At 73.4% G+C, this 26083-nt stretch carries 26 protein-coding genes; 15 read left to right on the top strand and 11 right to left on the bottom strand.

The window, feature by feature from the left end:
- Positions 1–40: 40 nt before the first annotated feature.
- Both LG396_RS22410 and LG396_RS22405 read right to left on the bottom strand, forming a co-directional pair.
- Complete coding sequence (locus LG396_RS22410; protein ID WP_225796129.1) at positions 41–1450, bottom strand: TldD/PmbA family protein; 1410 nt, start codon at positions 1448–1450, stop codon at positions 41–43.
- A complete protein-coding gene (locus LG396_RS22405; protein WP_225796128.1) occupies positions 1447–2976 on the bottom strand; it encodes a TldD/PmbA family protein in 1530 nt (509 codons plus the stop codon). Before LG396_RS22405 ends, LG396_RS22410 begins: the two co-directional genes overlap by 4 nt.
- Positions 2977–3210: 234 nt before the next feature.
- Between LG396_RS22405 and fabG the strand changes: the two genes are divergently transcribed.
- From fabG to LG396_RS22390, 3 genes are all read left to right on the top strand, one after another.
- Positions 3211–3930, top strand: coding sequence for a 3-oxoacyl-[acyl-carrier-protein] reductase (gene fabG, locus LG396_RS22400; protein WP_018835805.1), 720 nt, complete (start codon positions 3211–3213; stop codon positions 3928–3930).
- Between the two features lie 5 nt (positions 3931–3935).
- On the top strand, positions 3936–4703 hold the full coding sequence (gene fabI / locus LG396_RS22395) for an enoyl-ACP reductase FabI (RefSeq protein WP_225796127.1): 768 nt from the start codon (positions 3936–3938) through the stop codon (positions 4701–4703).
- A gap of 211 nt (positions 4704–4914) precedes the next feature.
- A complete protein-coding gene (locus tag LG396_RS22390; protein WP_100302296.1) occupies positions 4915–5328 on the top strand; it encodes a hypothetical protein in 414 nt (137 codons plus the stop codon).
- A gap of 8 nt (positions 5329–5336) precedes the next feature.
- Here the strand turns inward: LG396_RS22390 and LG396_RS22385 are convergent, their stop codons facing one another.
- A complete protein-coding gene (locus LG396_RS22385) occupies positions 5337–6020 on the bottom strand; it encodes a FadR/GntR family transcriptional regulator (RefSeq protein ID WP_018842761.1) in 684 nt (227 codons plus the stop codon).
- Between the two features lie 52 nt (positions 6021–6072).
- Between LG396_RS22385 and LG396_RS22380 the strand changes: the two genes are divergently transcribed.
- On the top strand, positions 6073–7440 hold the full coding sequence (locus LG396_RS22380; protein WP_225796126.1) for an MFS transporter: 1368 nt from the start codon (positions 6073–6075) through the stop codon (positions 7438–7440).
- A gap of 67 nt (positions 7441–7507) precedes the next feature.
- Here LG396_RS22380 and LG396_RS39365 read toward each other — a convergent pair whose 3' ends face one another.
- Positions 7508–7624 (bottom strand): SGM_5486 family transporter-associated protein, encoded by a 117-nt coding sequence (locus tag LG396_RS39365; protein ID WP_018835810.1) that lies wholly within the window; start codon positions 7622–7624, stop codon positions 7508–7510.
- A 424-nt stretch (positions 7625–8048) separates the two neighbouring features.
- Between LG396_RS39365 and LG396_RS22375 the strand changes: the two genes are divergently transcribed.
- Positions 8049–8567, top strand: a complete 519-nt coding sequence (locus LG396_RS22375) for a SixA phosphatase family protein (RefSeq protein WP_027768728.1) — start codon at positions 8049–8051, stop codon at positions 8565–8567.
- A 60-nt stretch (positions 8568–8627) separates the two neighbouring features.
- Here LG396_RS22375 and LG396_RS22370 read toward each other — a convergent pair whose 3' ends face one another.
- Positions 8628–10934, bottom strand: a complete 2307-nt coding sequence (locus LG396_RS22370; protein WP_225796125.1) for an excinuclease ABC subunit UvrA — start codon at positions 10932–10934, stop codon at positions 8628–8630.
- Between the two features lie 62 nt (positions 10935–10996).
- Here LG396_RS22370 and LG396_RS22365 point away from each other — a divergent pair, with 62 nt between their 5' ends.
- Positions 10997–11995: a helix-turn-helix transcriptional regulator gene (locus LG396_RS22365; protein WP_225796124.1), complete on the top strand. Its 999-nt coding sequence runs from the start codon at positions 10997–10999 to the stop codon at positions 11993–11995.
- Here the strand turns inward: LG396_RS22365 and serB are convergent.
- On the bottom strand, positions 11955–13145 hold the full coding sequence (gene serB / locus LG396_RS22360; protein ID WP_018835815.1) for a phosphoserine phosphatase SerB: 1191 nt from the start codon (positions 13143–13145) through the stop codon (positions 11955–11957). The genes LG396_RS22365 and serB overlap by 41 nt on opposite strands.
- Before the next feature lie 411 nt (positions 13146–13556).
- Here serB and LG396_RS22355 point away from each other — a divergent pair, with 411 nt between their 5' ends.
- Positions 13557–16130 carry an ABC transporter ATP-binding protein/permease gene (locus tag LG396_RS22355; RefSeq protein WP_443729182.1) on the top strand — a complete coding sequence of 858 codons (2574 nt, stop codon included), beginning with the start codon at positions 13557–13559 and terminating at the stop codon, positions 16128–16130.
- Positions 16131–16211: 81 nt separating this feature from the next.
- On the opposite strand, the gene LG396_RS22350 is transcribed toward LG396_RS22355, so the two are convergent.
- Positions 16212–16616, bottom strand: coding sequence for an aggregation-promoting factor C-terminal-like domain-containing protein (locus LG396_RS22350; protein ID WP_100302292.1), 405 nt, complete (start codon positions 16614–16616; stop codon positions 16212–16214).
- 328 nt (positions 16617–16944) lie between these two features.
- On the opposite strand from LG396_RS22350, the gene LG396_RS22345 reads away from it, so the two are divergent.
- The 4 genes from LG396_RS22345 to LG396_RS22330 all read left to right on the top strand — a co-directional run bounded on the left by LG396_RS22345 (position 16945) and on the right by LG396_RS22330 (position 19660).
- A complete protein-coding gene (locus tag LG396_RS22345; protein ID WP_037747486.1) occupies positions 16945–18111 on the top strand; it encodes a GAF domain-containing sensor histidine kinase in 1167 nt (388 codons plus the stop codon).
- A complete protein-coding gene (locus LG396_RS22340) occupies positions 18104–18799 on the top strand; it encodes a response regulator (RefSeq protein ID WP_018842754.1) in 696 nt (231 codons plus the stop codon). The genes LG396_RS22345 and LG396_RS22340 overlap by 8 nt, the downstream gene beginning before the upstream one ends.
- Positions 18800–18964: 165 nt before the next feature.
- Positions 18965–19210: a chaplin gene (locus LG396_RS22335; RefSeq protein ID WP_037747171.1), complete on the top strand. Its 246-nt coding sequence runs from the start codon at positions 18965–18967 to the stop codon at positions 19208–19210.
- Between the two features lie 210 nt (positions 19211–19420).
- Entirely contained in the window at positions 19421–19660 is a 240-nt protein-coding gene (locus LG396_RS22330) for a chaplin (RefSeq protein ID WP_026276188.1), read from the top strand.
- Between the two features lie 87 nt (positions 19661–19747).
- Here the strand turns inward: LG396_RS22330 and LG396_RS22325 are convergent, their stop codons facing one another.
- Complete coding sequence (locus LG396_RS22325; RefSeq protein WP_225796122.1) at positions 19748–20545, bottom strand: Rv1486c family protein; 798 nt, start codon at positions 20543–20545, stop codon at positions 19748–19750.
- A 115-nt stretch (positions 20546–20660) separates the two neighbouring features.
- On the opposite strand from LG396_RS22325, the gene LG396_RS22320 reads away from it, so the two are divergent.
- The 3 genes from LG396_RS22320 (at position 20661) to LG396_RS22310 (ending at position 23020) form a co-directional block, all read left to right on the top strand.
- A complete protein-coding gene (locus LG396_RS22320) occupies positions 20661–21458 on the top strand; it encodes an ABC transporter ATP-binding protein (protein ID WP_018835823.1) in 798 nt (265 codons plus the stop codon).
- Between the two features lie 136 nt (positions 21459–21594).
- A complete protein-coding gene (locus LG396_RS22315; RefSeq protein ID WP_051102863.1) occupies positions 21595–21975 on the top strand; it encodes an NfeD family protein in 381 nt (126 codons plus the stop codon).
- A gap of 82 nt (positions 21976–22057) precedes the next feature.
- Entirely contained in the window at positions 22058–23020 is a 963-nt protein-coding gene (locus tag LG396_RS22310) for an SPFH domain-containing protein (protein WP_018835825.1), read from the top strand.
- Between the two features lie 114 nt (positions 23021–23134).
- On the opposite strand, the gene LG396_RS22305 is transcribed toward LG396_RS22310, so the two are convergent.
- The 3 genes from LG396_RS22305 to LG396_RS22295 form a co-directional block, all read right to left on the bottom strand.
- Entirely contained in the window at positions 23135–23662 is a 528-nt protein-coding gene (locus LG396_RS22305; RefSeq protein WP_018835826.1) for an HNH endonuclease, read from the bottom strand.
- Between the two features lie 81 nt (positions 23663–23743).
- A complete protein-coding gene (locus LG396_RS22300; RefSeq protein WP_018835827.1) occupies positions 23744–24283 on the bottom strand; it encodes a YbhB/YbcL family Raf kinase inhibitor-like protein in 540 nt (179 codons plus the stop codon).
- 144 nt (positions 24284–24427) lie between these two features.
- Positions 24428–25210: a sporulation protein gene (locus tag LG396_RS22295; RefSeq protein WP_018835828.1), complete on the bottom strand. Its 783-nt coding sequence runs from the start codon at positions 25208–25210 to the stop codon at positions 24428–24430.
- 51 nt (positions 25211–25261) lie between these two features.
- Between LG396_RS22295 and LG396_RS22290 the strand changes: the two genes are divergently transcribed.
- Complete coding sequence (locus LG396_RS22290) at positions 25262–25900, top strand: DNA-3-methyladenine glycosylase (protein ID WP_225796121.1); 639 nt, start codon at positions 25262–25264, stop codon at positions 25898–25900.
- Positions 25901–26083 lie beyond the last annotated feature (183 nt).

Below are 26083 nucleotides of genomic sequence, written 5' to 3'. Positions count from 1 at the left end.
CCGCGCCGCCCCTTGCGGCTGCGTACGAGGGTAATGGCAGCTACACGCCCTGGCTGACGGAGCTCATGTTGAAGTCGGGGATCCGCACCGGCGGCATCGCCGCCCGCGTGAACCAGTCGCCCCACTCGCGCGGCAGCGTCCGCTCCGTGGCCCCGGCCTCGGCCGCGCGCCCCAGCAGGTCGACCGGCGACTCGTTGAAGCGGAAGTTGTTCACCGCCCCGGTCACCTCGCCGTTCTCCACCAGGTACACGCCGTCCCGGGTCAGCCCGGTCAGCAGCAGCGTCGCCGGGTCGACCTCGCGGATGTACCACAGGCAGGTCAGGAGCAGCCCCGGTCCCTCGTGCCCCAGGTCCGCGACCATCTCGTCCAGCGACTTCGTGCCGCCCCCGTCGAGGACCAGGTTGTCCGCCTCCGGCGTGACCGGCAGGCCGGTGAGACCCCCGGTGAAGCGGTTCGTCAGCAGGTGCTGCAACGTGCCCTCGCGCACCCACTCCGTGGGCCCGACCGGCAGCCCGTTGTCGAACACCGACCAGTCGTTGCCGGAAGCGTGCGCGACGACGAACGGCGCCGACTCCAGGCCCGGTTCCGCCGGGTCGCTGCGCAGCGTCAGCGGCAGCCCGGCCAGCTTCTCACCGACGCGGGTGCCGCCGCCCGGCTTGCTGAAGACCGTACGGCCGTCGTGCGCGTCGCGGCCCGATGCGGACCAGAACATGTACACCAGCAGGTCCGCCACCGCGCTCGGCGGCAGCAGCGTGTCGTACCGCCCGGCGGGCAGCTCCACCGTGCGCTCCGCCCACGCCAGCCGCTGCGCCAGCTCCGCGTCCAGCTCGGCGGGGTCCACGTCGGCGAAGTCCCGGGTCGAGCGGCCCGCCCAGGCGGACTTCGTCCGGTCCGGCGACTTGGCGTTCAGCTCCAGCGTGCCGGTCGGCTGGTCGTGGCGCAGCCGCAGCCCCGTGGAGGTGCCCAGGTAGGTGGAGGTCACCATGTGGTTCGCGAAGCCGTAGAGCTGCCGGCCGCCGGCCCGGGCGCGGGCGAAGGACTCGCCGAGCGCCGGCGCGAAGGCGGCGAACACGTCGGAGGACGTCTCCGCGGGCGGCGCGGTGAAGTCGGCCGACTGCGGCACGCCCTCGACCAGCGGCCGGGCGTCCTCCGCCGGTCCGCTCTCGCGCGCGGCCGCCTCCGCGGCCCGTACCAGCGGCTCCAGGTCGTCGGCGGTGACGGCGGCGCGGGAGACGACGCCGGAGGCCGTGCCCTCCCGGCCGTCGACGGTGGCGATGACGGTGAGCGTACGGCCGCGGGTCTCGCCGTTCGTCGTCAGCGCGTTGCCCGCCCAGCGCAGGTTCGCGCTCGACTCCTCGTCGGCGATCACGACGCAGCCGTCGGCGCGCGACAGCTCCAGGGCCCGCTCGACGGTCTCGTGGGGCGCGGTCGTCCGGGTAGTCCGCGTCATCGGCCGGCCTCCTGGGTGGTGTTGAGGATGTTGACGTTGCGGAAGAGCGCGGACGGGCAGCCGTGCGAGACCGACGCCGACTGGCCGGGCTGGGCCTTGCCGCAGCTGAACGTGCCGCCGAGCACGTACGTCTCCGGGCCGCCGATCGCCGACATCGAGCCCCAGAAGTCGGTGGTCGTCGCCTGGTACGCCACGTCCTTGAGCTGGCCCTTCAGCTCGCCGTTCGCGATCCGGAAGAACCGCTGCCCGGTGAACTGGAAGTTGTAGCGCTGCATGTCGATCGACCAGGAGCGGTCGCCGACGACGTAGATGCCGCGCTCGACCTCGCCGATCAGCTCCTCGGTCGTCGGCCCCTCGGGCGCGGGCTGCAGCGAGACGTTCGCCATGCGCTGGACGGGCACGTGGGCGGAGGAGTCGGCGTAGGCGCAGCCGTTGGAGCGGTCGGCGCCGGTGAGCTTCGCGATGCGGCGGTCGGTCTGGTAGCCGACGAGCACGCCCTCGCGCACCAGGTCCCACGACTGGGCCTGCACGCCCTCGTCGTCGTAGCCGATGCTGGCGAGCCCGTGCTCGGCGGTGCGGTCGCCGGTGACGTTCATCAGCCCGGAGCCGTAGCGCAACGTGCCCAGCTGGTCGAACGTGGCGAAGGAGGTGCCGGCGTACGCGGCCTCGTAGCCGAGGGCGCGGTCCAGCTCGGTGGCGTGGCCGACGGACTCGTGGATCGTCAGCCACAGGTTCGACGGGTCGACCACCAGGTCGTACGAGCCGGCCTCGACGCTCGGCGCCGCCATCTTCTCGGCCAGCCAGCCGGGGATCCGCGCCAGCTCCGCGTCCCAGTCCCAGCCGGTGCCGGTCGCGTACTCCCAGCCGCGGCCGGCGGGCGGCGCGAGGGTGCGCATCGAGTCGAAGTCGCCGGAGTCGGTGACCGTCACCGCGGTCAGCTCCGGGTGGATCCGCACGCGCTGCTGGGTCGTCGAGGTGCCGGCGGTGTCGGCGTAGAACTTGTTCTCCTGGACCGCCAGCAGCGAGGCGTCCACGTGCGAGACACCCTCGGCGCCGAGCAGCCGCTCGCTCCACTCGGTCAGCAGCCCGGTCTTGTCGGCGTCCGGTACGTCGAAGGGGTTCACCTCGTACGCGGAGATCCACGTTTTCTCCGCGTGCACCGGCTCCGGCGCCAGCTCGACCCGCTCGTCCGCGCCGGCCGCGGCGATGACCCGCGCCGACAGCTTCGCCATCGCCACCGCCCGGGCGGCGACCCGTGCGGCGGCGTCCATCGTGAGGTCGACCCCGGCGGCGAAGCCCCAGGCCCCGCCGTGCACCACGCGCACCGCGTACCCGAGGTCGGTGGTGTCCGTGGAGCCCGCGAGCCTGGCGTCCTTCAGCCGCCAGGCGGCGCTGCGGACCCGCTCCAGGCGGAAGTCGGCGTGTTCGGCGCCGAGCGCCCGGGCCCGCGCGAGCGCGGCGTCCGCGAGGGCGCCGAGCGGCAGTGCGAGGAACCCGTCGTCGAGGGAATGGACCGACTTGCTCACGTTCTGCCCTCCGGTCGGTGGTGGGTGGTGGTGCCGCGGGCCGCGTCCGGGCCCCCGGCCGATCATGCCCGAGCGGATGCCCCGTGCCCAGCGGGTTTCTGTGAGAACCCCACAAGTGTCCGCCGCGGGCCTGTGTGGGGGGCGGAATGCCCGTGGCGCGTCCCGTACCGATAGCTTCTCGGGTGAGGAGTCCTGGAGAGAGTCCGGGATCCACCAGGGAGAAGGGATGGGTCCTTGAGCCGCTCGGTTCTGGTCACCGGAGGCAACCGCGGTATCGGCCTCGACATCACCCGCGCGTTCGCCGAGGCGGGCGACAAGGTCGCGTTCACGTACCGCTCGGGCGAGCCGCCCGCGGAGCTGGTGGAGCTGGGCTGCCTGCCGGTGAGGTGCGACATCACCGACACCGAGCAGGTCGACCGGGCGTACAAGGAGGTGGAGGAGGAGCACGGCAACGTGGAGGTGCTGGTGGCCAACGCCGGTGTCACCAAGGACCAGTTGCTGATGCGGATGTCCGAGGAGGACTTCACCTCCGTCGTGGACACCAACCTCACCGGCACCTTCCGCGTCGTCAAGCGCGCCAACCGCGGCATGCTGCGGGCCCGCAAGGGGCGCGTCGTGCTCATCTCCTCCGTGGTGGGCCTCATGGGCTCCCCGGGCCAGTCCAACTACGCCGCCTCCAAGGCGGCGCTCGTCGGCTTCGCCCGCTCGCTGGCGCGCGAGCTGGGCTCGCGCAACATCACCTTCAACGTCGTCGCGCCCGGCTTCGTCGAGACCGACATGACGCGGGCGCTGTCGGAGGAGCGGCAGGCGGAGATCTTCGCGCAGGTGCCGCTCGGCCGGTACGCGCAGCCGGCGGACGTCGCCGCGGCCGTGCGGTTCCTGGCCTCCGACGACGCCTCGTACATCACCGGAGCCGTCATTCCCGTGGACGGCGGATTGGGCATGGGTCACTGAGCACCATGAGCGGAATCCTCGAAGGCAAGCGCGTCCTCATCACCGGCGTGCTGCTGGAGTCGTCCATCGCCTTCCACGCCGCGAAGCTGGCGCAGGAGCAGGGCGCGGAGATCATCCTCACCGCGTTCCCGCGGCCCACGCTGACCGAGCGCATCGCGAAGAAGCTGCCCAGGCCGACGAAGGTCGTCGAACTCGACGTCACCGACGACGAGCACCTGGCGCGGATCGAGGGCATCGTGCGCGAGGAGCTGGGCGGGCTCGACGGGCTCGTGCACTCCGTCGGCTTCGCCCCGCCGGACGCCCTCGGCGGCAACTTCCTGAACACGCCCTTCGAGTCGGTCGCCACCGCCATGCACGTCTCGGCGTTCTCGCTGAAGTCGCTGACCATGGCGTGCCTGCCGCTGATGCAGGGCGGCGGGTCGGTGGTCGGCATGACCTTCGACGCGCAGTTCGCCTGGCCGCAGTACGACTGGATGGGCCCGGCCAAGGCGGCGCTGGAGGCCACCAGCCGCTATCTGGCCCGCGACCTGGGCAAGGAGAACGTCCGCTGCAACCTGGTCTCCGCGGGGCCGATCGGCTCGATGGCGGCGAAGTCCATCCCCGGCTTCACGGACCTGGCCGACGTGTGGAACACCCGCTCGCCGCTGGAGTGGGACATGGCGGACCCGGAGCCGGCGGGGCGCGGGGTCGTGGCGCTGCTGTCGGACTGGTTCCCGAAGACGACGGGGGAGATCGTGCACGTCGACGGCGGTGTGCACATCATGGGCGCGTAGCCGGCGGGCGCGGCGCGTGGCCGGCGGGCGCCGGGCGCGTTCCGTACGGCAGGACGAGCGGACGGGCGGCTCCCTCACGGGGTCGCCCGTTCGGCGTACGCCGGTGGGCCGCGGCCGGGGCGTCGGCGCACGCTGGAGGGACAGTTACCGTCCCCTTGTGGTGCAGCAGCGACGCTCGTGCGCGGCGTCGCCGTACGGCCGAGGAGGTTCCGTGGTGCGTGAGGGCCCGCGTCGTCCCGGCCGCCGCACCCGGGGCTCCGCGCGCCGCCGTACGCTCCTGGGCGCGGCCGTCGCCGTGGCCGCCGCGCCGGTGCTGCTGGGCGCCGCCGGTCCCGCGGGCGCCGTGGACGGGGCCGGCGCCGACGGGCGCGGCGGGCCGACGCGGGCCGAGTGCCGCACCGCGATCACCGGGTCGACCGTCACCGCCCGCTGCTACAACGCCGGGCCCTACACCGACGCCGTACAGCTGCACATCGAGTGCGCCCGGTGGTGGGACCCGGACGTGGACGGGATGCCGATGCGCCTCGACCCCGCGGAGGGCGGCGAGCTGAGCGACCGCTGCTGGTTCGGCGTCGACCGGGCGTGGGTCAGCCACGAGCCGATACGGGACGTACCGGACGGGTAGCCGGGGCCTCAGCCGCCGAGCGCCGGCTCCGGCATGCAGCCGTAGGCGTGCCGGCCCGCCTCCGCGGCGGCCGTCTCCGCGTCCCCGGCGCGGATCGCGGCCACCATCCGGGCGTGGTCCAGGTGCTCCGCCGGCAGCAGCACGTCGCCCACCTTGGAGCGCAGGGTCGTGCGGACGACCTCGCCGAGGTCCGCGTAGACGGCGGTCAGCACCTCGTTGTGCGACGCCGTCGCCACCCCGAGGTGCAGGGTCGCGTCCGCGTCGACGAAAGCGGCCGCGTCCCCCGACTCCCACGCCTCCTCGCGGCGCCGCAGCAGCAGCTCCAACTGCGCCATCTCCGGCTCCGTACGCCGTACCGCCGCCAGCCGCGCCGCCTGCGCCTCCAGCGCGCTGCGCAGCTCCGCGACGTCCCCCGGCGGGGTCCCGGCGAACCGGCGCTGCATGACGCCCGCCAGCTCGCTCGTCGCGGCGACGTACGTGCCGGAGCCCTGCCGGATGTCGAGCAGGCCGTTGTTCGCGAGCGCCCGCACCGCCTCGCGGACGGTGTTCCGCGCCACACCCAGCTGCTCGACCAGCTCCGGCTCGGTCGGGATGCGGCTGCCGACGGGCCACTCACCCGCGGTGATCTGCGTACGCAGCTGGGCGATCACCTGGTCGGTGAGGCTCGACCTGCGCGGCGACGTCAGTGCCATGTCTCTCCCGTGCTCGGACTGCGGAGTGGACAACCATTCATCCAATGATTCTATGATGGTCTCCATGTCACGCCGCAGCATCCTCACCGAACCCGTCGAGGCCCCGGGGGAGACGACCCGAGACGTGCAGGTCACCGAGGTGTCAGCAGCCTCCGGGCCGCCTTCCGCGCCACGGGTGACGCCGTGGCTGCTGCGGCTCATGATCCCCGCGCTGCTGCTCGCGGCGGTCAACCTGCGCCCGGCGATAGCCTCGTTCGGCTCGGTCCTGGAGGACGTGCGCACCGACATCGGCATGAGCGGCACCGTGGCCGGGCTGCTCACCTCCATGCCGGCGCTCTGCTTCGCCGTCTTCGGCAGCCTCGCGCCCCGCTTCGCCCGCCGCTTCGGCCCTGTGGCCGTCGTCGCCGGCGGGCTCGTCGCGATAGCCGGCGGCCTGGCGCTGCGCCCGCTGTTCGGCAACACTCCCGCGTTCCTGGCCGCCAGCGCGCTGGCGCTCGGCGGCATCGCGGTGGGCAACGTCCTGATCCCCGTCATCGTCAAGCGCTGGTTCCCCGACCGGGTCGGGTCGATGACCGGGCTCTACTCGATGGGCCTGGCCCTCGGTACGGCCTCGGCCGCCGGCCTCACCGTGCCGTTGAGCGAGGCGCTGGGCGGCAGCTGGCGCCTGGGGCTCGGCGTGTGGGCCGCCGTCGCGGCGGTCGCCGTCGTGCCGTGGGTGGTGCTGTCGCGCGGGTCGCGCCGGGCGGCGGCCGCGGAGTCCGCGGAGCCCGTGGGAGCGGCCGGGTCCGCAGGGTCCGCGGGGGACGCCGCTGCCGAGGGGGCGGCGGAGCCGGCACGGCCGGTCCGTATCACCGCGAGCCCCACCGCCTGGGCGCTCGCCGTCTTCTTCGGCCTCCAGGCCACCGCCGCGTACGTCACCATCGGCTGGCTGCCGCAGATCTACCGCGACGCCGGTGTGTCCGCCTCCAACGCCGGGCTGCTGCTCGCCCTCGCCATGGGCCTGGGCGTCCCGCTGGCCTTCGTGCTGCCGCGGATCGCGGCCCGGCTGCACCACCAGGGGCCGCTGGTCGTCGTGCTCGGCGTGTGCGGCCTCGGCGGCTACGCGGGGCTGTGGCTGGCGCCCGCGGGCGGCGCCTGGGTGTGGGCGCTGCTGCTCGCCGTGTCCAACTGCGCGTTCCCGCTGGTCCTCACCCTGCTCGGGGCCCGGGCCCGCAGCCACGCCGGCCTCGTCCGGCTCTCCGCCTTCGCGCAGAGCACCGGCTACCTGATCTCCATCCCGGGCCCGCTTGCCGTCGGCGCGCTCTACGGGGCCACGGACGGCTGGACCGTCCCGCTGGCGGTGCTCGCGGCCTTCATGGTCGCCCAGGTGGGGGTGGGGATCCTCGCCGGCCGCGACCGCGTGGTCGAGGACGAGCTCTGACGGCGGCACGGCCCGCCGGCACCGGCGACAGCCGCGACGGCAACCGCAACCGCAGCGGTCGCGGGGCTCAGGGCGAGGCGATCGTGGCGATGACGCCGATGACCACCGTGATGGCGAGCATCGCGCCGAGCACGTAGAGCAGCTTGCGCTGTCCGTTCTGGGGATTCGGGTCGAGCACGGGCATACCGCCAGTCTCGCATCCCGCCCCCGCGGCTCCGCGCGGGGGCGCCGGGCGGGGACGGAGGGTGGGGCTAGCCCCACCCTCCCCTAGGGGGCCAGGGTCAGGGGTAACTGGGTGGGTCACCGGATGGGGCGGGCCGCCCCGGGTCCGTAGGTTCGAAGCAGCACGAAGGACTCGGGACGTCAGGCAACCCCACGGAGGCGAAGATGTCAGCCGGTGCCCACACCCAGCCCGCACCGCCGGCGGCGCAGCGCCTGCTGCCGTGGTGGTCCGTCGCCCTGCCCGTCATCGCGTTCACCGCGCTCCTCGCCCTGCGGCTCCTCTGAGCCCCCGCCCGGGTGCGGACGGGCCGCCGCCTCGTCACTCCTGGCGGGAGACCCTGCGAACTGCCCGGACCCGGCGGCCGGTTTCGTGCGAAGCTGAGCTTATGAGCGCAGGAACGCCCCGCAGCATCGTTCTCCTCCGACACGCCAAGGCCGACTGGGCCCAGGACTCCGACCACGAGCGCCCGCTCGCCGAGCGCGGCCGCGCCGACGCTCCCGCCGCCGGGGACTTCCTCGCGGCCCACGACATCGACCCGGACCTGACCCTCTGCTCCAGTGCCAAGCGCACCCGCGAGACCTGGAAGCTCGTCGTGGGCAAGCTGCCCCGGCGCCCGCGCACCGTGTACGAGGAGCGGCTGTACGAGGCGTCCCTCGGCGAGCTGATCCAGGTGCTGAACGAGGTCCCCGACGACGTCTCCACGCTGCTGGTCATCGGCCACAACCCCGGCATGCACGGCCTCGCCGACGCCCTGGCGGGCTCCGCCGAGGGGGACACGCTGAGCAGGCTGAGCCGCGGGTTCCCGACGTCGGGCGTGGCCGTGGTGGAGTTCGCCGGCTCGTGGAAGTCCGTGGAGCACGGCGTGGGCCGGCTCACCGAGTTCTGGACGCCGCACCAGCAGTGAGCGCCGGGCCGGGACGGGCCCCGCCCGCCCCGGCCCTCCGGCCGCCTGCACTCTCGCCGCTCAGCCCGCCAGGTCCCGGCGCAGATAATCCGCCGTCGCCGACTCCGCCGTGCCGACCAGCTCCGCCGGCGTGCCCTCGAACAGCACCCGCCCGCCGTCCCGTCCGGCGCCCGGCCCCAGGTCGATGACCCGGTCAGCGTGCTTGACGACGTCCCGGTCGTGCTCGACCACGACCACCGTGCCGCCCCCGTCCACCAGCCGGTGCAGCAGCGTGATCAGCCCTTCCACGTCGGCCATGTGCAGCCCGGCGCTCGGCTCGTCGAAGACGTACAGGCCGCCGGGCGACCGCAGCCGGGTGGCGAGCTTGAGGCGCTGGCGCTCGCCGCCGGACAGGGACGCGACGGACTGGCCGAGCGTGATGTAGCCGAGTCCCACCTCGCCGAGCGGGGCGAGCAGGCGCGCGACCTCCGCCTCCCCGGGGCCGCCCGCCGCGAGGAAGCCGGCGGCCTGCGCCGCCGTCATCTCCAGCACGTCGGCGATGGAGCGGCCGCGTACGGAGTGGGCCAGCGCCTCGTCCCCGAACCGCCGCCCGCCGCACGCCTCGCAGCGCCTGCTGACCGGGTCCATGAACGCCAGGTCGGTGACGATGGCGCCGCGGCCCCGGCAGGTCGCGCAGGCGCCGCGCGAGTTGAAGCTGAACAGCGCGGCGGACGCCCCCGTCGCGCGGGCGAAGCAGCGGCGCAGCGGGTCCATCGCGCCCAGGTACGTCACGGGGGTCGAGCGGGACGAGCCGGTGATCGCCGACTGGTCGACGACGACGGGCGCGCGGCCCTCCGGGCCCGCCCCGGCCGCGTAGCGCCGTACGAACTCCGCGACCAGCGTGCTCTTGCCCGACCCCGCGACCCCCGTCACCGCCGTCAGTACCCCGAGGGGGAACGCCACCGTGACGTCGCGCAGATTGTTTGCCGTCACGTGCTCCACCGGCACGAAGCCCGCCGGGGTATGCACCCGGGCGGGCAGCGGCACCGTGCGGCCCAGCCGGCTGCCCGTCGGCGTGTCCGCCGCTGCCAGCGCCGCAGGCGGCCCCGCGAACACCACCTCGCCGCCCCGCGTCCCCGCGCCGGGGCCCATGTCCACCACGTGGTCGGCGATCGCGATGACGTCCCGGTCGTGCTCCACGACCAGCACGGTGTTGCCCTTGTCGCGCAGCTCCCGCAGCAGTCCGGTGAGGTGGTGCACGTCCCGCGGGTGCAGGCCGGTGCTCGGCTCGTCGAACACGTACGTCATCCCGGTCAGGCTCGACCCGAGCTGCCGTACGATCTTCAGCCGCTGCCCCTCGCCGCCCGACAGGGTCGAGGTGTCCCGGTCCAGGCTCAGGTAGCCGAGGCCGACGCCCACCAGCCGCTCCAGGGTGCTCACCGCCGCCGCGGCGGCGGGGCCGCCCACCGGGTCGTCGACCTGCTTCAGCTCGGCCAGCAGGTCCCCCGCCTCCAGCGCGGCCAGTTCCGCGATGTTCCACCCCCGGACGCGGCCGGCGAGCGCGGCCTCGTTCAGCCGCGCCCCGCCGCACCGCGGGCACGGCGCCTCGGTGACCACGCGCAGCACCTCGGCGCGGGTCCGGCCCCTGAGCGCGCCGACGTCCCGCCTGAGGTAGAGCCGGCCGAAGCGCTCGACCAGGCCCTCGTACGTGTTCTCCCCGTCCGCGCCGGTGCTCTTGACGCGCCGCGGCACCCGGAACCCCTTGCCGTGCAGGAGCAGCTCCCACTCGCGCGCTCCGTAGCGGGCCAGCGGCAGGTCGGGATCGAAGAGGCCGGACTCGGCGTACGTCTGCCACCACACAGAGCCGACGCCGAACGGCGCGAACCGGATCGCGCCCCCGTTCAGCGACTTCGACCGGTCCAGCAGCCGGTCCAGGTCGAGGCGGACCTCCTTGCCGAGCCCGTCGCAGCCCGGGCACATCCCGCGCGGGTCGTTGAACGAGTACGCGCTCGCCTCGCCGGCGGACGGCTCGGCGCAGCGGGAGAACAGCACGCGCAGGACGGCGTAGACGTCGGTGGCGGTGCCGACGGTGGAGCGGGCGCCGCCGCCCAGCGGGCGCTGGTCGACGACCACGGCGGGCGTGAGGTTCTCCAGGCTTTCGGCGCGCGGCCGGTCGTGCCGCGGCAGCCGGTTGCGGACGAACCAGCCGTAGGTCTCGCCGAGCTGCCGCTGCGACTCCACGGCGAGGGTGTCGAAGACGAGCGAGGACTTGCCGGAGCCGGACACCCCGGTGAAGACGGTGATCCTGTCGCGGGGGATGTCGAGGGAGACGTTCTTGAGGTTGTGCTCGGCGGCTCCGGTGACCCGGATGAGGTGCTGAGGTGCCATGACCTCGACGCTACGGACGAAGGAGGTCAGACCGTGTCCGCCTTCTCGGGCATGATCGGGGCATGGGCGACACCCCCGCACGGCTGCTCACCCTGCTGTCCGTGCTGCAGAGCGGGCGCGAGCACACCGGCCCCGAACTGGCCGCGCGCCTCGGCGTCAGCGTGCGCACCGTACGCCGCGACGTCGACCGGCTGCGCACCCTGGGCTACCCCGTGGACGCCGCCGTCGGCGCCATCGGCGGCTACCGGCTCGCCGCGGGCACCGCGATGCCGCCGCTGCTGCTCGACGACGACGAGGCCGTCGCCGTCGCCGCCGGGCTGCGCGCCGTGGCCGCCGGGGGCGTCGAGGGGATCGAGGAGACGTCCGTACGGGCCCTGGCCAAGCTGGAGCAGGTGCTGCCGGCGCGGCTGCGGCGCCGCGTCTCCGCGCTCCAGCGGGCCACGGTGCCGCTGACCGTGAGCCCCGCGGGCGCGGTGGCGGCGGCCGGGGCTCCGGTGTCGGCGGAGGTGCTGGCGGCGCTGGCCGCGGCGAGCACCGGGGGGGAGGGGCTGCGGTTCGGCTACCGGGGCAAGCGCGCGGGCGGCACCCGCCGGCACGTCGAGCCGTACCGCCTCGTCAGCACCGGTCAGCGCTGGTACCTCGTCGCGTACGACCTCGACCGCGCCGACTGGCGCAGCTTCCGCGTCGACCGGATCGACGACCCGCGGCCCACCGGCGTCCGCCACCCGCCGCGCGAGCTGCCCGCCGCCGACGCCGCCGCCTTCGTCGCCGAGTCCATCGCCGGCCACCGGGGCCGCTACCGCGCCGTCGTCACCCTGCACGTACCTCTCGACGAGGCGGTACGCCGCCTGCCGCGCGGCGCCGGGCTGCTGGAGCCGGCCGGCGAGGACCGCTGCACGCTGGTCACCGGCGGCGACGCGCTGGACTGGCTGGCCGTGCGGATCGCGCTGCTGGGCGTGGACTTCGAGGTGCGCGAGCCGCCGGAGCTGGCGGACTTCCTGCGCGACCTCGGGGACCGGATCAGCCGGTCGTGTCCGCCGCCTCCACCTCGTCGCGCGTGATGCCCAGCAGGTAGAGCACCGTGTCGAGGAACGGGACGTTCACCGCCGCGTGCGCGGCCTCCCGGACCAGCGGCTTGGCGTTGAACGCCACCCCCAGGCCCGCCGCGTTGAGCATGTCGAGGTCGTTCGCGCCGTCCCCGATCGCGACCGTCTGCGCCAGCGGCACGCCGGCCTCGGCGGCGAAGCCGCTGAGCAGCCGGGCCTTGCCCGCCCGGTCCACGACGGGCCCGGTGATCCGGCCGGTGAGGGTGCCGTCGACGATCTCCAGGGTGTTCGCGGCGGCGAAGTCCAGCGACAGGCGGTCCTTGAGGTCGTCGGTGATCTGCGTGAAGCCGCCCGAGACCACGCCCACCTGGTAGCCGAGGCGCTTGAGCGTACGGATCAGGGTGCGGGCGCCCGGCGTCAGGCGGACCTCCTCGCGCACCTTGTCCACCACCGACTCCTCCAGTCCCGCCAGCAGCGCCACCCGCGCGTGCAGGGACTGCTCGAAGTCCAGCTCGCCGCGCATCGCGGCGGCGGTCACCTCCGCAACCTCGGCCTCGCAGCCGGCGTGCGCGGCGAACAGCTCGATGACCTCGTCCTGGATGAGGGTGGAGTCGACGTCCATCACCACGAGCCGCTGGGCCCGGCGCTGCAGCCCGGACGCCACGACGGCGACGTCCACGCCGAGGCGGGCGGCGGCGGTGGCCAGCGCGGTGCGCAGCTCCTCGGTGGCGGCGCCGGAGACCTCGAACTCGACGGCGGTCACGGGATACTTCGCGAGCCGGAAGATGCGGTCGATGTTGCCGCCGCTGCCGGTGATCGCGGCGGCGATGCCGGCGGTCGACTCGGCGGTCAGCGGCTGCCCGAGCACGGTCACGTGGGAGCGGCCGGGGGCGCGCGGCTCGTTGTCGCCGGTGCCGGAGATTATCTCCGCCTCCAGGCGCATGGAGTCGGCCCAGGAGTGGATCGTCGCGCGCAGCTCGCCCTCGGTGGCCCCGACGGGCGGGGTGACCAGGGCGCACAGGGTGATGCGGCCACGGGTGACGATCTGCTCGATGTCTATGACCTCGACCCCGTAGGCGGCGAGGGTGTCGAAGAGGCCGGCCGTGAGACCGGCGCGGTCGCGGCCGAAGATCTTGACGAGAAGCGTGCGGGCGGCGGTGGTCATGATGCGACCACGGTATCGCGGTACGGGCCGCGGGCGGCCGGGCGGGTCGGGGTTGCGGCGGGCGGCGGCGGGCCCGCTGGGCTGGGAGGTTGCCGTGCGGGGTACGTGCGGTTGCGGGCGGCCGAACGGGCGGGGGAGAGGCGCCGGGGACCGCGCCCGGATCCCCCGGCCGCCCCCGCCGCCGCCGTGTCCGCGCTGCCACCGTCCGTAAGTGATCAAGTGCGGTCAACGGGCGCGAAGCGCCCGGAGCGGGCAGGAAGCGGAACGCAAAAGTCCACCTCCTGTCGTGACCCGCGTTTTCGTGAAGCGACTGTTACTGAAATAGTTCCTCAGGATGTTCGCCATCCCTAGACTCCTTACGGGCCTGTTGAAGTCAGGTGCCGTGCAAGGGGCACCTCGGGGGACAACTTTGTGGGGCATGGAGTGCCTGAACTCGTACTTGAACTGAATGGACAGACGTGGACGCTCGATCCGGCGCGCGCCTATCGCGTCGGGCGGGATCCGCAGGGGGACGTGGTGCTGGAGGACGCCAGGGTGTCCTGGCGGCACGCCAGCCTCCGGTGGGGCGGCCGTAGCTGGCTCCTGGAGGACGTCGGCAGCACCAACGGCTCGTACGTGGAGGGCCAGCGGGTCCACCAGATCGAGGTCGGCCCCGGCTCGGTCGTGTATCTCGGCAACGCCACCGACGGCCCGCAGCTGCGGCTCTCCGCGCCCGCCGGCGCCGCCGCCCCCGACGTCTACAGCGCGCAGACCGCGATGGCCCAGCCGCCGCCCGGCGCCCAGCAGGCCGCGCCGCCGCAGCCGGCGGCCGGCGGCTGGGGCGGGCCCCCGCAGGGGCCTCCCCAGGGGCCGCCGTTCCAGGGGCCGCCCGCCGGCATGCCGCAGCAGCAGCCGTACGTGCCGCAACAGCACTCCGGGCCGCAGCGCCCGCCCGCCGGCGCGGGGGCCGGCGGCTCCGGCGCCCCGTCGGTCTACGGCGACCGCAGCCCCACGACGTTCCACCAGCTCTCGCTGGGCCGCGTCACCCGCATCGGCCGTGCGCTGGAGAACGAGCTGGTCGTCTCCGACCTCCAGGTCTCGCGCCACCACGCGGAGTTCCGGTCCACGCCCGACGGCCGCTCCGAGATCGTCGACCTCGGCAGCCACAACGGCACGTACGTCAACGGTGAGCAGCTGCCGCAGCGCGGCCGGCGCCCCATCGGCCCCGACGACATCATCGGCATCGGTCACTCCACGTTCCGGCTGGTCGGGGACCGGCTGGAGGAGTTCGTCGACACCGGTGAGGTCAGCTTCTCGGCCCGCCACCTGACCGTGAAGGTCGACGGCGGCAAGGTCATCCTGGACAACGTCTCCTTCGGTGTCCCGGAGAAGAGCCTGGTCGCGGTCATCGGCCCGTCGGGATCCGGCAAGTCCACGCTCCTCAAGGCGCTCACGGGCTACCGCCCCGCGGACGTCGGCGAGGTCCTCTACGACAACCGGAACCTCTACAAGCAGTTCGCCGAGCTGCGCCACCGCATCGGCCTGGTGCCGCAGGACGACATCCTGCACACCCAGCTCACCGTCACCCGCGCCCTGCGCTACGCCGCCAAGCTCCGGTTCCCCGGCGACACCGCGGAGGCCGAGCGCGCCGCCCGGGTGGACGAGGTGCTGCGCGAGCTGAAGCTCGACATCCACAAGGAGAAGCGGATCAGCTCGCTCTCCGGCGGCCAGCGCAAGCGCGTCTCGGTGGCCCTGGAGCTGCTCACCAAGCCGTCGCTGATCTTCCTGGACGAGCCCACCTCGGGCCTCGACCCGGGCATGGACCGCGACGTCATGCAGCTGCTGCGCGGCCTGGCCGACGACGGCCGCACGGTCCTGGTCGTCACCCACTCCGTCGCCGAGCTGGCGCTCTGCGACCGGCTGCTCGTCATGGCCCCGGGCGGCGGCGTGGCGTACTTCGGCCCGCCCGAGGAGGCGCTGAACTTCTTCGGCTACGAGAGCTGGGCCGACATCTTCTCCGCCTTCGAGAACTACCGCGAGTACGACTGGAAGGGCCGCTGGCAGGGCTCCCAGCACTACCAGATGTACGCGGCCGACATCGACGCCGTGGCCCCGCAGGCAGTCGCGATGCAGCCGCCGCAGATGCTCCGCCCGTCCAAGCCGCAGGCATGGATGCCGCAGCTCTGGACGCTGATGAGACGGTACGTCTCCGTCCTCTCCTCCGACGGCTTCTTCATCGCGCTCACCATCGCCCTGCCGGTGGTCCTCGGCGTGGTCAGCATGGTCATCCCCGCCGAGTTCGGGCTCGGCTACGGGCCGGAGAAGATCCACCTGATCAACAGGGCCGCGGGCACGATCGTGCTCATCCTCGCGGTGGGCGCCTGCTTCTCCGGCGCCGCGAACTCCGTGCGTGAGCTGATCAAGGAACGGGTGATCTACGAGCGAGAACGCGCCGTCGGCCTGTCGCGCTCCGCGTACGTGATGTCGAAGGTGATCGTGCTCGGCATCATCACCATCTTCCAGGGCGGCGTCATCAGCGCCATCGGCATCCTCAGCCGCAGCCAGCTGCCCGAGGAGGGTGTGATCCTCTCCGACCTGCCGGCGGTGGAGCTGGCGATCGGCGTGACCACGCTGGGCCTGACCGCGATGATGGTCGGCCTGATCATCTCGGCGCTGGTGAAGACCTCCGAGATGACCATGCCGCTGCTGGTGATGTTCGCCATCGTGCAGGTGGTCTTCACCGGCGTGCTCTTCCAGCTGCACGGCACCCCGGGCGTGGAGCAGCTCGCCTGGCTGATGCCCTCGCGCTGGGCGGTGGCCGCGATGGGCTCGACGGCCGACCTGAACGTGCTGCTGCCGTGGGACAGCGGCGAGACGGACGCGCTGTGGGAGCACACGGCGGGCACGTACATGCTGAACATCAGCGTGCTGCTCGCCATGAGCGTGGTGTGCGGCTTCGTGGTCGCCCGGCTGCTGCGCAAGCACGAGCCGGAGGTCATGCGCTGAGCGCACCCTGACACGGCAGACGGGCGGCACCCCTCGCGGGGTGCCGCCCGTCTGCCGCGTGCGGCCGGGGCCGCCGGTGGCTCAGTACCAGTTGTTGACCTGCCAGAAGGACCACGCGTCGCAGGCGCTGCCGTAGCGCTCCTTCATGTAGTCCAGGCCCCACTCGATCTGCGTCTCGGGGTTGGTGCGCCAGTCGGAGCCCGCGGTCGCCATCTTGGTCGCGGGCAGCGCCTGGACCAGGCCGTACGCGCCCGAGGAGGCGTTCTGCGCGGTGTGGTCCCAGCTGCTCTCCCGCTCGACGATGTTGGAGAAGCACTGGAACTGCGCATCACTCTTGATCATCTTGTCGGCGATCGCCCGCGACTTGGTCGGGGCGGCCTCGGGGGCGGCGGCGGTGGCGACAGGGGCGAAGGACAGGGCGGTGGTCGCGGCCGCCGTACCCGCGAGGGCGGCGACGAGGGCCTTGCGGCCCCGGATACGGTGCATGCTCTCTCGCATCGTTCTCTGCTACCTCTTCACACGACGTCTGGGGACTCCGACATTGTTAGAGGATCGGGAAATGCGATGCAAAACCCCCCATTACGAACCTTCCTCGTAGGCTCGGCAGGGCCTTTGGTCCCGCGCCCGACGCCCACGGACCGGCCCGCTCCCGGCGGCCCGCCACTACTCCCGGTCGTAGGTGACGTACCTCTCGTGGCACAGCTCACACCGGTGCCCTTCCCCGGCGTCCGCACAGGGCCTAGGACCGGGGGCCGATACGGGTCCGGTCCGCGGCTGGATCACGTGGATCGGCCCGGCCGGTAGCGTGATCGGCATGTCCACCCCCGCCGCCGGCCCGGTCGCCGGACTCGAAGCGGTCAGCCGCGCCCTGCTCGCCATGAGCCGGCAGGTGCAGGTCCGCGACGTGCTCCAGACGATCACGGCATCCGCCCGCGAGCTGCTGCAGGCCGAGTACGCCGCCCTGGGCGTACCGGACGACCACGGCGGCTTCGCCCAGTTCGTCGTCGACGGCGTCAGCGACGCGCAGTGGAAGGCCATCGGCCCGCTGCCCCGCCAGCACGGCATCCTCGCCGCGCTGCTGGAGGACGCCGAGCCCGTCCGCCTCGGCGACGTGAGCAAGGACCCCCGCTTCGGCGGCTGGCCCAGCGCCCACCCGCGGCTGCGCGACTTCGTCGGCGCCCCCATCGCCGACGGCGAGGAGGTCCTCGGCGCCCTCTTCCTGGCGAACAAGCAGTGCGAGCCGGACGACCCGCCGGCCCCCGACGGCTGCCGCTTCGGCGCCGAGGACGAGGCCCTGCTGCGTACCCTCGCCGACCACGCCGCCATCGCGCTGACCAACGCCCGCCTCTACGAGCGCAGCCGCGAGCTGACCATCGCCGGCGAGCGCGCCCGGATCGCCCACGAGCTGCACGACGCCGTCTCCCAGAAGCTCTTCTCGCTGCGCCTGACCGCACAGGCCGCCGCCGCCCTCGTCGACCGCGACCCCACGCGCGCCAAGGGCGAGCTGCAGCAGGTCGCGCGGCTCGCCGCGGACGCCGCCGACGAGCTGCGCGCCGCCGTCGTCGAGCTGCGCCCCGCCGCTCTGGACGACGACGGCCTGGTGGCCACCCTGGCGACCCAGGTGCAGGTGCTCGACCGGGCCCACCGCGCCCGCGTCACCTTCACCTCCGCGCAGGTGCGCGCCCTGCCCGCGGCGCAGGAGGAGGCGCTGCTGCGGGTCGCGCAGGAGGCCCTGCACAACGCGCTCCGGCATGCCGACGCGGCGCTGGTCGAGGTCGTCCTCACCCGGCACGGCCGCGGCGCGCGGCTGCGGGTGCGCGACGACGGCCGGGGCTTCGACCCCGACACCGTCCGCTCCGCAGGCCGCCACCTGGGCCTGGTGTCCATGCGCGACCGCGCCGCCGGGGTCGGCGGCGCCCTGACCGTCCAGTCGGCGCCCGGGCAGGGCACCGTGATCGAGATGGAGGTGCCCGGTGGCTGAGACGGGCGAGAAGCAGAGGGCAGCGGCGCCGGACGGCACGGAGGTACCCGGCCGGATCCGCGTGCTGCTGGTCGACGACCACCAGGTGGTGCGGCGCGGGCTGCGCACCTTCCTGGAGGTGCAGGACGACATCGAGGTCGTCGGCGAGGCCGCCGACGGCGAGGAGGGCGTGGCCCGTACCGCGGAGCTGGTGCCGGACGTGGTGCTGATGGACGTGAAGATGCCCGGCACCGACGGTATCGAGGCGCTGCGCCGGATCCGCGAGTCCGGCAGCGCGGCGCGCGTGCTGGTCATCACCAGCTTCACCGAGCAGCGCACCGTCGTCCCCGCGCTGCGCGCGGGCGCCGCGGGCTACGTCTACAAGGACGTCGACCCCGAGGCGCTGGCCAAGGCGATCCGCTCGGTGCACGCCGGGCACGTGCTGCTGCAGCAGGACGTCGCCGGGGCGCTGCTGGCGCCGGAGGCCGGCGGCGGGCCCGCGCAGGGGCGGGGGACGACGCTGACCGAGCGTGAGCGCGAGGTGCTGGCGCTGATCGCGGACGGCCGCTCGAACCGCGAGATCGCCCGCGCGCTCGTGGTCTCGGAGAAGACGGTCAAGACGCACGTGTCGAACATCCTGATGAAGCTCGACCTCGCGGACCGTACGCAGGCCGCCCTCTGGGCCGTACGACACGGCCTGAGCGGCTGAGACGGCGGCGGGCCGCACCCGGCCCGCCGCCCGCGGAACGCCTTCCTCCGGTCCGAGATTCATACTGTCGTGTAGATGTCGCCCGGCCGGCGCAACCCCACCGCACCCCCCGCGTTCTCCATGGCATGCCGCGGCACACGCCGCGGCCGACCCGAGGAGGAACACATGCGGAACCTGAAGAGGGCTGCTGCCGTCACCATCGCCGCGAGCGGCCTGGCCATGGCCGGCGCGGGCATCGCCGCCGCCCACGGCGGCGCGGCCGCCGGCGGCCAGGCCGCCGGCTCGCCCGGTATCGGCTCCGGCAACCTGGTCCAGGTGCCGGTCCACGTGCCCGTGAACGCCTGCGGCAACACCGTCACCGTCGTCGGCGCGCTGAACCCGGCGTTCGGCAACCTCTGCCTGAACCGCTGACCAACCGCTCTCTGCCGGCACCGGGACCGGCCCCCGGGCACCGCCCGGCGGGCCGGTCCGGCGCGCTTGCGGGCTTGTACGATCGCCCCTCCATTGCGCCGAACGGTGGGCTCAGGCCGCCGCGGCGTGTCCCGCTGGACTCCCGGCCGTTGCGCAACATGCACCCCCCGAGCCCGGGGTGTGCGCAGCCAACAGGAGGAACGACTTTCCATGCATGCAGTGAAGAAGGCCGCCTTCGTCCTCGCCACCACGGGCCTCGCAGCAGGCGCCGGGGCGAGCGCGGCGGTCGCCGACGCCGGTGCCGGGGCCGCGGCCCAGGGCTCGCCCGGCGTCGTCTCGGGCAACGTGGCCCAGGTCCCCGTGCACGTGCCGGTGAACCTCGTCGGCAACAACATCTCCGTCGTCGGCCTGCTGAACGCGCCGTTCGGCAACACCGGCGTCAACGGCTGACGGAGCACACCTTCCGTCGCGTACGCCCCCCACGGCACGACCGCGGGGGGCGTACGCGCCCCCGCACGCCCCGCGCGCCCGCGCACGTCACCCGTGCTCCAACTCCTCCACGAACGCGTTGTACGCGGCCACCCGCGCCCGCCGCGACGTCCGCTCCAGCGGCCGCAGCGCCTCCCCGCGCGCCGCTATCTGCCCCGCGCTGACCGCCGCCCCGTGCCCCTCGCCGGGATGCCGCGCGATGTCCACCAGCGCGCCCACGCGCTGCGCCAGCTCCAGCACCCGCACCGCCCGCGGCGGATACCCCGGCGCCAGCACCTCGCGCCCGCGGTCCGCCCGCGCCCGGTACGCCGCCAGCGCCGCCTCCGCGACCGGCCCGGACCCCGCCACGTCCAGCTGCGCCAGCACGTCCGTGGCGTCCCGCATCGCCTCCGCCAGCTCCCGCTCCGCCTCGCCCAGCGACGGCACGTCCGCCGGCGGCGCGTCCCGCACCGGCAGGCACCGCCACCGCACCCGGACCACCTCGTCCCCCTCGGGACCCACCGACCAGACCTCCGGCACCAGGCCCAGCGGCGGCCCGCCCGTCACCAGCACCGCCTCCCCGGCGTCCAGCGCCAGCGCGTTGAACTCCGGCGGCCCGGACAGCCCCAACGGGTGCCCCGGCACCGGCAGCGCCACCCGCAGGCCCTTCGCGCCCAGGGCCCGCAGCCGCCCCAGCGCCATCGTCAGGGCCACACCCTCGGCCGACTCCTCCTCCGGCAGCCCCGCCACCCGGTGCCCGGCGTCGTCCGCGACGATCCGCTCCGCGGCCTCGTCGGGCGAGATGTGCCCGGAAAGCAGGGCATTTCCCCAGGCCGCCAGCCGGCCTGAACGTGGTTCTTCGAGCATGGCACCAGCCTACGGACCGGGTCCGACATCGCGTGGCGTAGGTTTGCCCTGGGGCGGTGTCGCAGGCGCGCACCGCGTACGACGGACCGAGACTGCAAGGGGAGACGGCGCGCTCATGAGCGATGTACTGGAGCTGGTGGACGTATCGGTGGTCCGCGACGGCAGGGCTCTGGTCGAACAGGTCTCCTGGTCGGTCGCGGAGGGCGAGCGGTGGATCATCCTCGGCCCCAACGGCGCGGGCAAGACCACGCTGTTGAACATCGCCTCCAGCTACCTCTTCCCATCCGGGGGCACCGTCCAGATCCTCGGCGAGAAACTCGGCGGCGTCGACGTCTTCGAGCTGCGCCCCCGCATCGGCATGGCCAGCGCCGCGCTCTCCGAGAAGCTGCCCAAGCGCCAGACCGTCCTGCAGACAGTCCTCACCGCCGCGTACGGCATGACCGCCACCTGGCAGGAGAGCTACGAGGCCGTCGACGAGGACCGCGCCAGGGCCTTCCTCGACCGCCTCGGCATGAGCGAGTACCTGGAGCGCAGATTCGGCACCCTCTCCGAGGGCGAGCGCAAGCGCACCCAGATCGCCCGCGCCATGATGACCGACCCCGAGCTGCTCCTCCTCGACGAGCCGGCCGCGGGCCTCGACCTCGGCGGCCGCGAGGACCTCGTACGCCGCCTCGGCCGGCTGGCCCGCGACCCGTACGCGCCCTCGATGATCATGGTGACGCACCACGTCGAGGAGATCCCCCCGGGCTTCACGCACGTGCTGATGATCCGGCAGGGCAAGGTGCTCGCCGCCGGGCCCATCGAGACCGAGCTGACGTCCCGCAACCTCTCGCTCTGCTTCGGCCTGCCGCTCGTCCTCGACCGCGTCGGCGACCGCTGGACGGCCCAGGGCCTGCCGATGTCCAAGGCGTAGCCGCCGCCTGGCCGCCCGGCCCACGGGAGACGTAGGTTCGCGGCCGCAGCCCCGGGCATCTGTCCCGAATCCCTTGCCCCGCAATAGCATTGGACCCGTGGATGCATGGGTGTGGTGGCTGATCGCCGCCGTTGGCATGGGCATTCCCCTGGTGCTGACCGCCATGCCGGAGTTCGGCATGTTCTCGGTCGGCGCGGTCGCCGCCGCCGTGACGGCCGGCCTGGGGGGCGGGATCACCGTTCAAGTGATCGTCTTCGCGGTCGTCTCGACCGCCCTCATCGCCGCCGTACGGCCGGTGGCGCGCCGCCACCGCGGCCAGGGCGGAGCGACGACGGGCGTCGACGCCCTCAAGGGCAGACAGGCGGTGGTGCTGGAGCGCGTCGACGGCTCCGGGGGGCGCATCAAGCTCGCCGGCGAGGTGTGGAGCGCCCGGGCGCTCGACTCGGGCGAGGTTTACGAGCCCGGTCGGAAGGTCGATGTTGTGGACATCGACGGTGCGACCGCCGTCGTCATGTGACCGGAAGCGCCCTTACGGGCAGGGCCGTTCTGCCAAACTCGGCGACTGGGCCGCACAATTGGATCACTAACCGGGGAGCAGCATGCAGCCGATCATCATCGTCCTGATCATCCTGGTGGTGCTCGTCTTCATCGCACTCATCAAGACGATCCAGGTCATCCCGCAGGCCAGTGCGGCCATCGTGGAGCGCTTCGGCCGCTACACCCGCACCCTCAACGCCGGCCTCAACATCGTGGTGCCGTTCATCGACACCATCCGCAACCGCGTCGACCTGCGCGAACAAGTCGTGCCGTTCCCACCCCAACCCGTGATCACCCAGGACAACCTGGTCGTGAACATCGACACGGTCATCTACTACCAGGTCACCGACGCCCGGGCCGCCACCTACGAGGTCGCCAGCTACATCCAGGCCATCGAGCAGCTCACCGTCACCACCCTGCGCAACATCATCGGCGGCATGGACCTGGAGCGCACCCTGACCTCCCGCGAGGAGATCAACGCCGCGCTGCGCGGCGTCCTCGACGAGGCCACCGGCCGCTGGGGCATCCGCGTCAACCGCGTCGAGCTGAAGGCCATCGAGCCGCCCACCTCCATCCAGGACTCGATGGAGAAGCAGATGCGCGCCGACCGCGACAAGCGCGCCGCGATCCTCACCGCGGAAGGCGTCCGGCAGTCCGAGATCCTCACCGCCGAAGGCGAGAAGCAGGCCGCGATCCTGCGCGCCGAGGGCGAGGCCCGCTCCGCGGCGCTGCGCGCCGAGGGCGAGGCGCAGGCCATCCGCACGGTCTTCGAATCCATCCACGCCGGCGACCCGGACCAGAAGCTGCTGTCGTACCAGTACCTGCAGATGCTGCCGAAGATCGCCGAGGGCGACGCGAACAAGCTCTGGATCGTGCCCAGCGAGATCGGCGACGCCCTCAAGGGCCTCGGCGGCGCCCTGGGCAACTTCGGCCCGCCCTCGCCCACCGGCGGCGGCGACGGCGGCGCCCCCAAGACGAACACCCGCAAGGCCCCGACCTACCGCGAGCAGCCGCCGCTGGAGTAGCACCGCGCGGCCCCCGTGCACGCCGTACGGCACGAGCCCGCCCCCGGTCGTCGCAACGACCGGGGGCGGGCTCTTCCGCGTACGGCACGGACGGGGGCGCTCACGGGCCGGGGCTCAGGCGGCCACACCGACCTCGCGGCCCTCCGGCGGCACCAGCCACTCCGGCAGCTGCTCCCGCTCGCGCACTCCCAGCGCCAGCAGCAGAGCGTCCGCCGGCGTCGGCTCGAACGGCCTCCGCAGCAGCCGCATCCCCGCCTGCTCCGGCGTACGGTCCGCCTTGCGGTGGTTGTCCGCGGCGCAGGACGCCACCGTGTTCAGCCAGGTGTCGCCACCGCCCAGCGAGCGCGGCAGGACGTGGTCCACGGTCGTCGCACGCCGGTCGCAGTACGCGCACCGGTGCCGGTCACGTACCAGCACACCCCGCCGCGACCACGGCGCGCGTCTTCGGAACGGCACCCGCACGTACCGGCAGAGCCGGATCACCTGCGGCACCGGCAGATCGACGCTCGCCGCCCGCAGCCGCATACCGGAGTGCGCCTGCTCGACCACGGCCTTGTCCTGCAGCACCAGCACCACCGCACGGCGGAGCGACACCGTCGACAGCGGCTCGAAGCTCGCGTTGAGCACCAGCGTCTCGCGCATCCCGGTCACCTCCCGACTCCCCCCACCGACCGGCGAGGTGGCTCCACTGTGCCCCGGGAGATCGGCCGCGACAACGCAATTTCAGCCCGCCGCGGGCTCCTCGTGCGTGCCGATGAGCTGCGCCCTCGCAAGGGTGTGGAAGCGGAGGTTGAAGCCCACGACGGCGGGTGTCGCCGCGGCGTCGGGACCCAGCTTCTCCTGGTCCACCGCGTACACCGTGAACACGTACCGGTGCTCACCGTCACCGGGCGGCGGGGCCGCGCCCGTGAAGTCGTGGGTCCCCGCGTCGTTGCGCACGGTCACCGCACCCGCCGGCAGCCCGGCCATGTCACCCGTGCCCGCGCCCGCGGGCAGCTCCGTCACGGACACCGGGATGTCGAACACCGACCAGTGCCAGAAACCGCTGCCGGTCGGCGCGTCCGGGTCGTAGCAGGTGACCGCGAAGCTCTTCGTCTCCGCCGGGAACCCCGACCAGCGCAGCTGCGGCGAGGTGTTGCCCTTCGCCCCGATCTGCGCGTCCGGCAGGGGGGCGCCCTCCTTCACGTCGTCGCTGGTGACGGTGAACGACGGCACCGCGGGATGGAAGTCGTGGGGCAGCGGCGGCCGGTTCTGCTCGGGCACGTGAGACACCTCCAGGTGGCTGTGACGCAAGGACACGGCGCGGCGGGCACGCGGGTCACGCGGTACGCGGGACACCGGCACACCCGCCACGGCGGTCAGCCTAACGAGCAGCGGCCCGGGCGCCGCCGCCACACGACCGTGCGCTCAGAACCAGTTGCGCCGCGACCCCACCTCGGAGATCCACTGGTTGAGGTACGCGCTCCAGTCGGTCTGCTGGAAGTCGGTCAGCCCCACCTGGAACATCCGGAACGAGTCGCCGCCGTCCGTGAACAGCCCCGGCTTCTTGTCCATCTCCAGCACCACGTCCATCTGGTGCCCGTCGGCGAGGAACGTCAGCTCCACGGCCGTCAGCCCGCGGTACTGCTGCGGCGCGTAGAACTCGATCTCCTGGTAGAACGGCAGCCGCTGGCGCGTGCCGCGGATGTGCCCGCGCTCCAGGTCGGCGCTCTTGAAGCGGAAGCCCAGCCCGCCGAAGGCGTCGAGGATCGCCTGCTGCGCCGGCAGCGGGTGCACGGAGATCGGGTCGAGGTCGAGCGAGTCCACCGCCCGGGAGATCTCCAGCTCGGTCGTCACGCCGACGTTCATCCCCGGCAGCCGCTGGCCCATGACGGACGTCACCGGCGTCTCCCACGGGACGTCCAGGCTGAACGCCACGTTGTGCACGGCGTTCGGCTGGATCTCGAAGGCGCCGCCGAGCCGCTGCCGGTGGAACTCGATGTCCTGCTTGTACTCGTTGTCGCCGCTCTCCACCTCCACGCGCGCCTGCAGCCCGACGGACAGCCCCTCGACCTCCTGGGCCACGGACCCGCCCTCGATGCGGACCTCGCCCTGCACGACGCCGCCGGGCACGACGTTCGCGTCGTTCAGGACCGTCTCCACCGACGCGCCGCCGGCACCCAGGCTGGCGAAAAGCTTCTTGAACCCCATCGCGGACTCCCCTGCTCCCCTGTTAGGACTGCTCAACTACGCTCACCCGACATGCCCCGTACTCCACTCGACCGCTCGTTCTTCCGTCGGCCCGTACTGGAGGTGGCGCCGGATCTGCTGGGCCGAACACTACTGCGCCGCACAGCCGCCGGGACGATCTCCCTGCGACTCACGGAGGTCGAGGCCTACGCGGGGGAGCAGGACCCCGGTTCGCACGCCTACCGGGGCCGCACGGACCGCAACGCCGTCATGTTCGGCCCGGCGGGACACATCTACGTCTACTTCACGTACGGGATGTGGCACTGCATGAACGTGGTCTGCGGCGAGGAGGGCGCGGCGAGCGCCGTCCTCCTGCGCGCCGGCGAGGTGACGGAGGGCACGGAGCTGGCCCGCAAGCACCGCCCCAAGGCCCGCAAGGACCGCGAACTGGCGCAGGGCCCGGCCCGCCTGGCGACGGCACTCGACGTCGACCGCGCCCTCAACGGCACCGACGCCTGCACCCCGGGCACCCCCCTCGAACTCCGCACCGGCACCCCCGCGGACCGCACCCGCATCCGCACCGGCCCCCGCACGGGCGTCGGCGGCGACGGCGCCCACCACCCGTGGCGCTACTGGATCGACGGCGACCCGACGGTGAGCCCGTACCGCGCCCACGAGCCACGACGCCGCCGCAAGGCTGCCGGAGCTTGACGCGGGAGGGGCGGGTCCGTATCGTGGAGAGAGCCGCAAACGGCCTGGTGCCTCGCACGCTCTGATGCGGGCACCGTCCTCCAGACGATCTTTCGTAAACTTGAGTCCTCTCTTGTTGCGCTTCGGCTGCGACTACCGGGACCCGGTTTTGGAGCGAAGCGAAGTCTTCGCTACAGTGGTGGA

This window comes from Streptomyces aculeolatus (assembly GCF_020400605.1).
Taxonomy (GTDB): domain Bacteria; phylum Actinomycetota; class Actinomycetes; order Streptomycetales; family Streptomycetaceae; genus Streptomyces; species Streptomyces aculeolatus.
The sequence above is the reverse complement of the archived record's forward strand: the minus strand, read 5'-3'. Positions and strand labels throughout refer to the sequence as shown.

What these genes read in the sequence shown, in the direction of transcription:
- LG396_RS22335 (WP_037747171.1), top strand. Translation starts at nt 18,965, where the DNA reads ATGCGGAACCTGAAGAGGGCTGCTGCCGTCACCATCGCCGCGAGCGGC.
- LG396_RS22375 (WP_027768728.1), top strand. Translation starts at nt 8,049, where the DNA reads ATGAGCGCAGGAACGCCCCGCAGCATCGTTCTCCTCCGACACGCCAAG.
- LG396_RS22305 (WP_018835826.1), bottom strand. Translation starts at nt 23,662, where the DNA reads ATGCGCGAGACGCTGGTGCTCAACGCGAGCTTCGAGCCGCTGTCGACG.
- LG396_RS22330 (WP_026276188.1), top strand. Translation starts at nt 19,421, where the DNA reads ATGCATGCAGTGAAGAAGGCCGCCTTCGTCCTCGCCACCACGGGCCTC.
- LG396_RS22350 (WP_100302292.1), bottom strand. Translation starts at nt 16,616, where the DNA reads ATGCACCGTATCCGGGGCCGCAAGGCCCTCGTCGCCGCCCTCGCGGGT.
- LG396_RS22320 (WP_018835823.1), top strand. Translation starts at nt 20,661, where the DNA reads ATGAGCGATGTACTGGAGCTGGTGGACGTATCGGTGGTCCGCGACGGC.
- fabI (WP_225796127.1), top strand. Translation starts at nt 3,936, where the DNA reads ATGAGCGGAATCCTCGAAGGCAAGCGCGTCCTCATCACCGGCGTGCTG.
- LG396_RS22315 (WP_051102863.1), top strand. Translation starts at nt 21,595, where the DNA reads ATGGGCATTCCCCTGGTGCTGACCGCCATGCCGGAGTTCGGCATGTTC.
- LG396_RS22345 (WP_037747486.1), top strand. Translation starts at nt 16,945, where the DNA reads ATGTCCACCCCCGCCGCCGGCCCGGTCGCCGGACTCGAAGCGGTCAGC.
- LG396_RS22365 (WP_225796124.1), top strand. Translation starts at nt 10,997, where the DNA reads ATGGGCGACACCCCCGCACGGCTGCTCACCCTGCTGTCCGTGCTGCAG.
- LG396_RS22290 (WP_225796121.1), top strand. Translation starts at nt 25,262, where the DNA reads ATGCCCCGTACTCCACTCGACCGCTCGTTCTTCCGTCGGCCCGTACTG.
- LG396_RS22380 (WP_225796126.1), top strand. Translation starts at nt 6,073, where the DNA reads ATGATGGTCTCCATGTCACGCCGCAGCATCCTCACCGAACCCGTCGAG.
- LG396_RS39365 (WP_018835810.1), bottom strand. Translation starts at nt 7,624, where the DNA reads ATGCCCGTGCTCGACCCGAATCCCCAGAACGGACAGCGCAAGCTGCTC.
- LG396_RS22295 (WP_018835828.1), bottom strand. Translation starts at nt 25,210, where the DNA reads ATGGGGTTCAAGAAGCTTTTCGCCAGCCTGGGTGCCGGCGGCGCGTCG.
- serB (WP_018835815.1), bottom strand. Translation starts at nt 13,145, where the DNA reads ATGACCACCGCCGCCCGCACGCTTCTCGTCAAGATCTTCGGCCGCGAC.
- LG396_RS22410 (WP_225796129.1), bottom strand. Translation starts at nt 1,450, where the DNA reads ATGACGCGGACTACCCGGACGACCGCGCCCCACGAGACCGTCGAGCGG.
- LG396_RS22325 (WP_225796122.1), bottom strand. Translation starts at nt 20,545, where the DNA reads ATGCTCGAAGAACCACGTTCAGGCCGGCTGGCGGCCTGGGGAAATGCC.
- LG396_RS22310 (WP_018835825.1), top strand. Translation starts at nt 22,058, where the DNA reads ATGCAGCCGATCATCATCGTCCTGATCATCCTGGTGGTGCTCGTCTTC.
- LG396_RS22370 (WP_225796125.1), bottom strand. Translation starts at nt 10,934, where the DNA reads ATGGCACCTCAGCACCTCATCCGGGTCACCGGAGCCGCCGAGCACAAC.
- LG396_RS22385 (WP_018842761.1), bottom strand. Translation starts at nt 6,020, where the DNA reads ATGGCACTGACGTCGCCGCGCAGGTCGAGCCTCACCGACCAGGTGATC.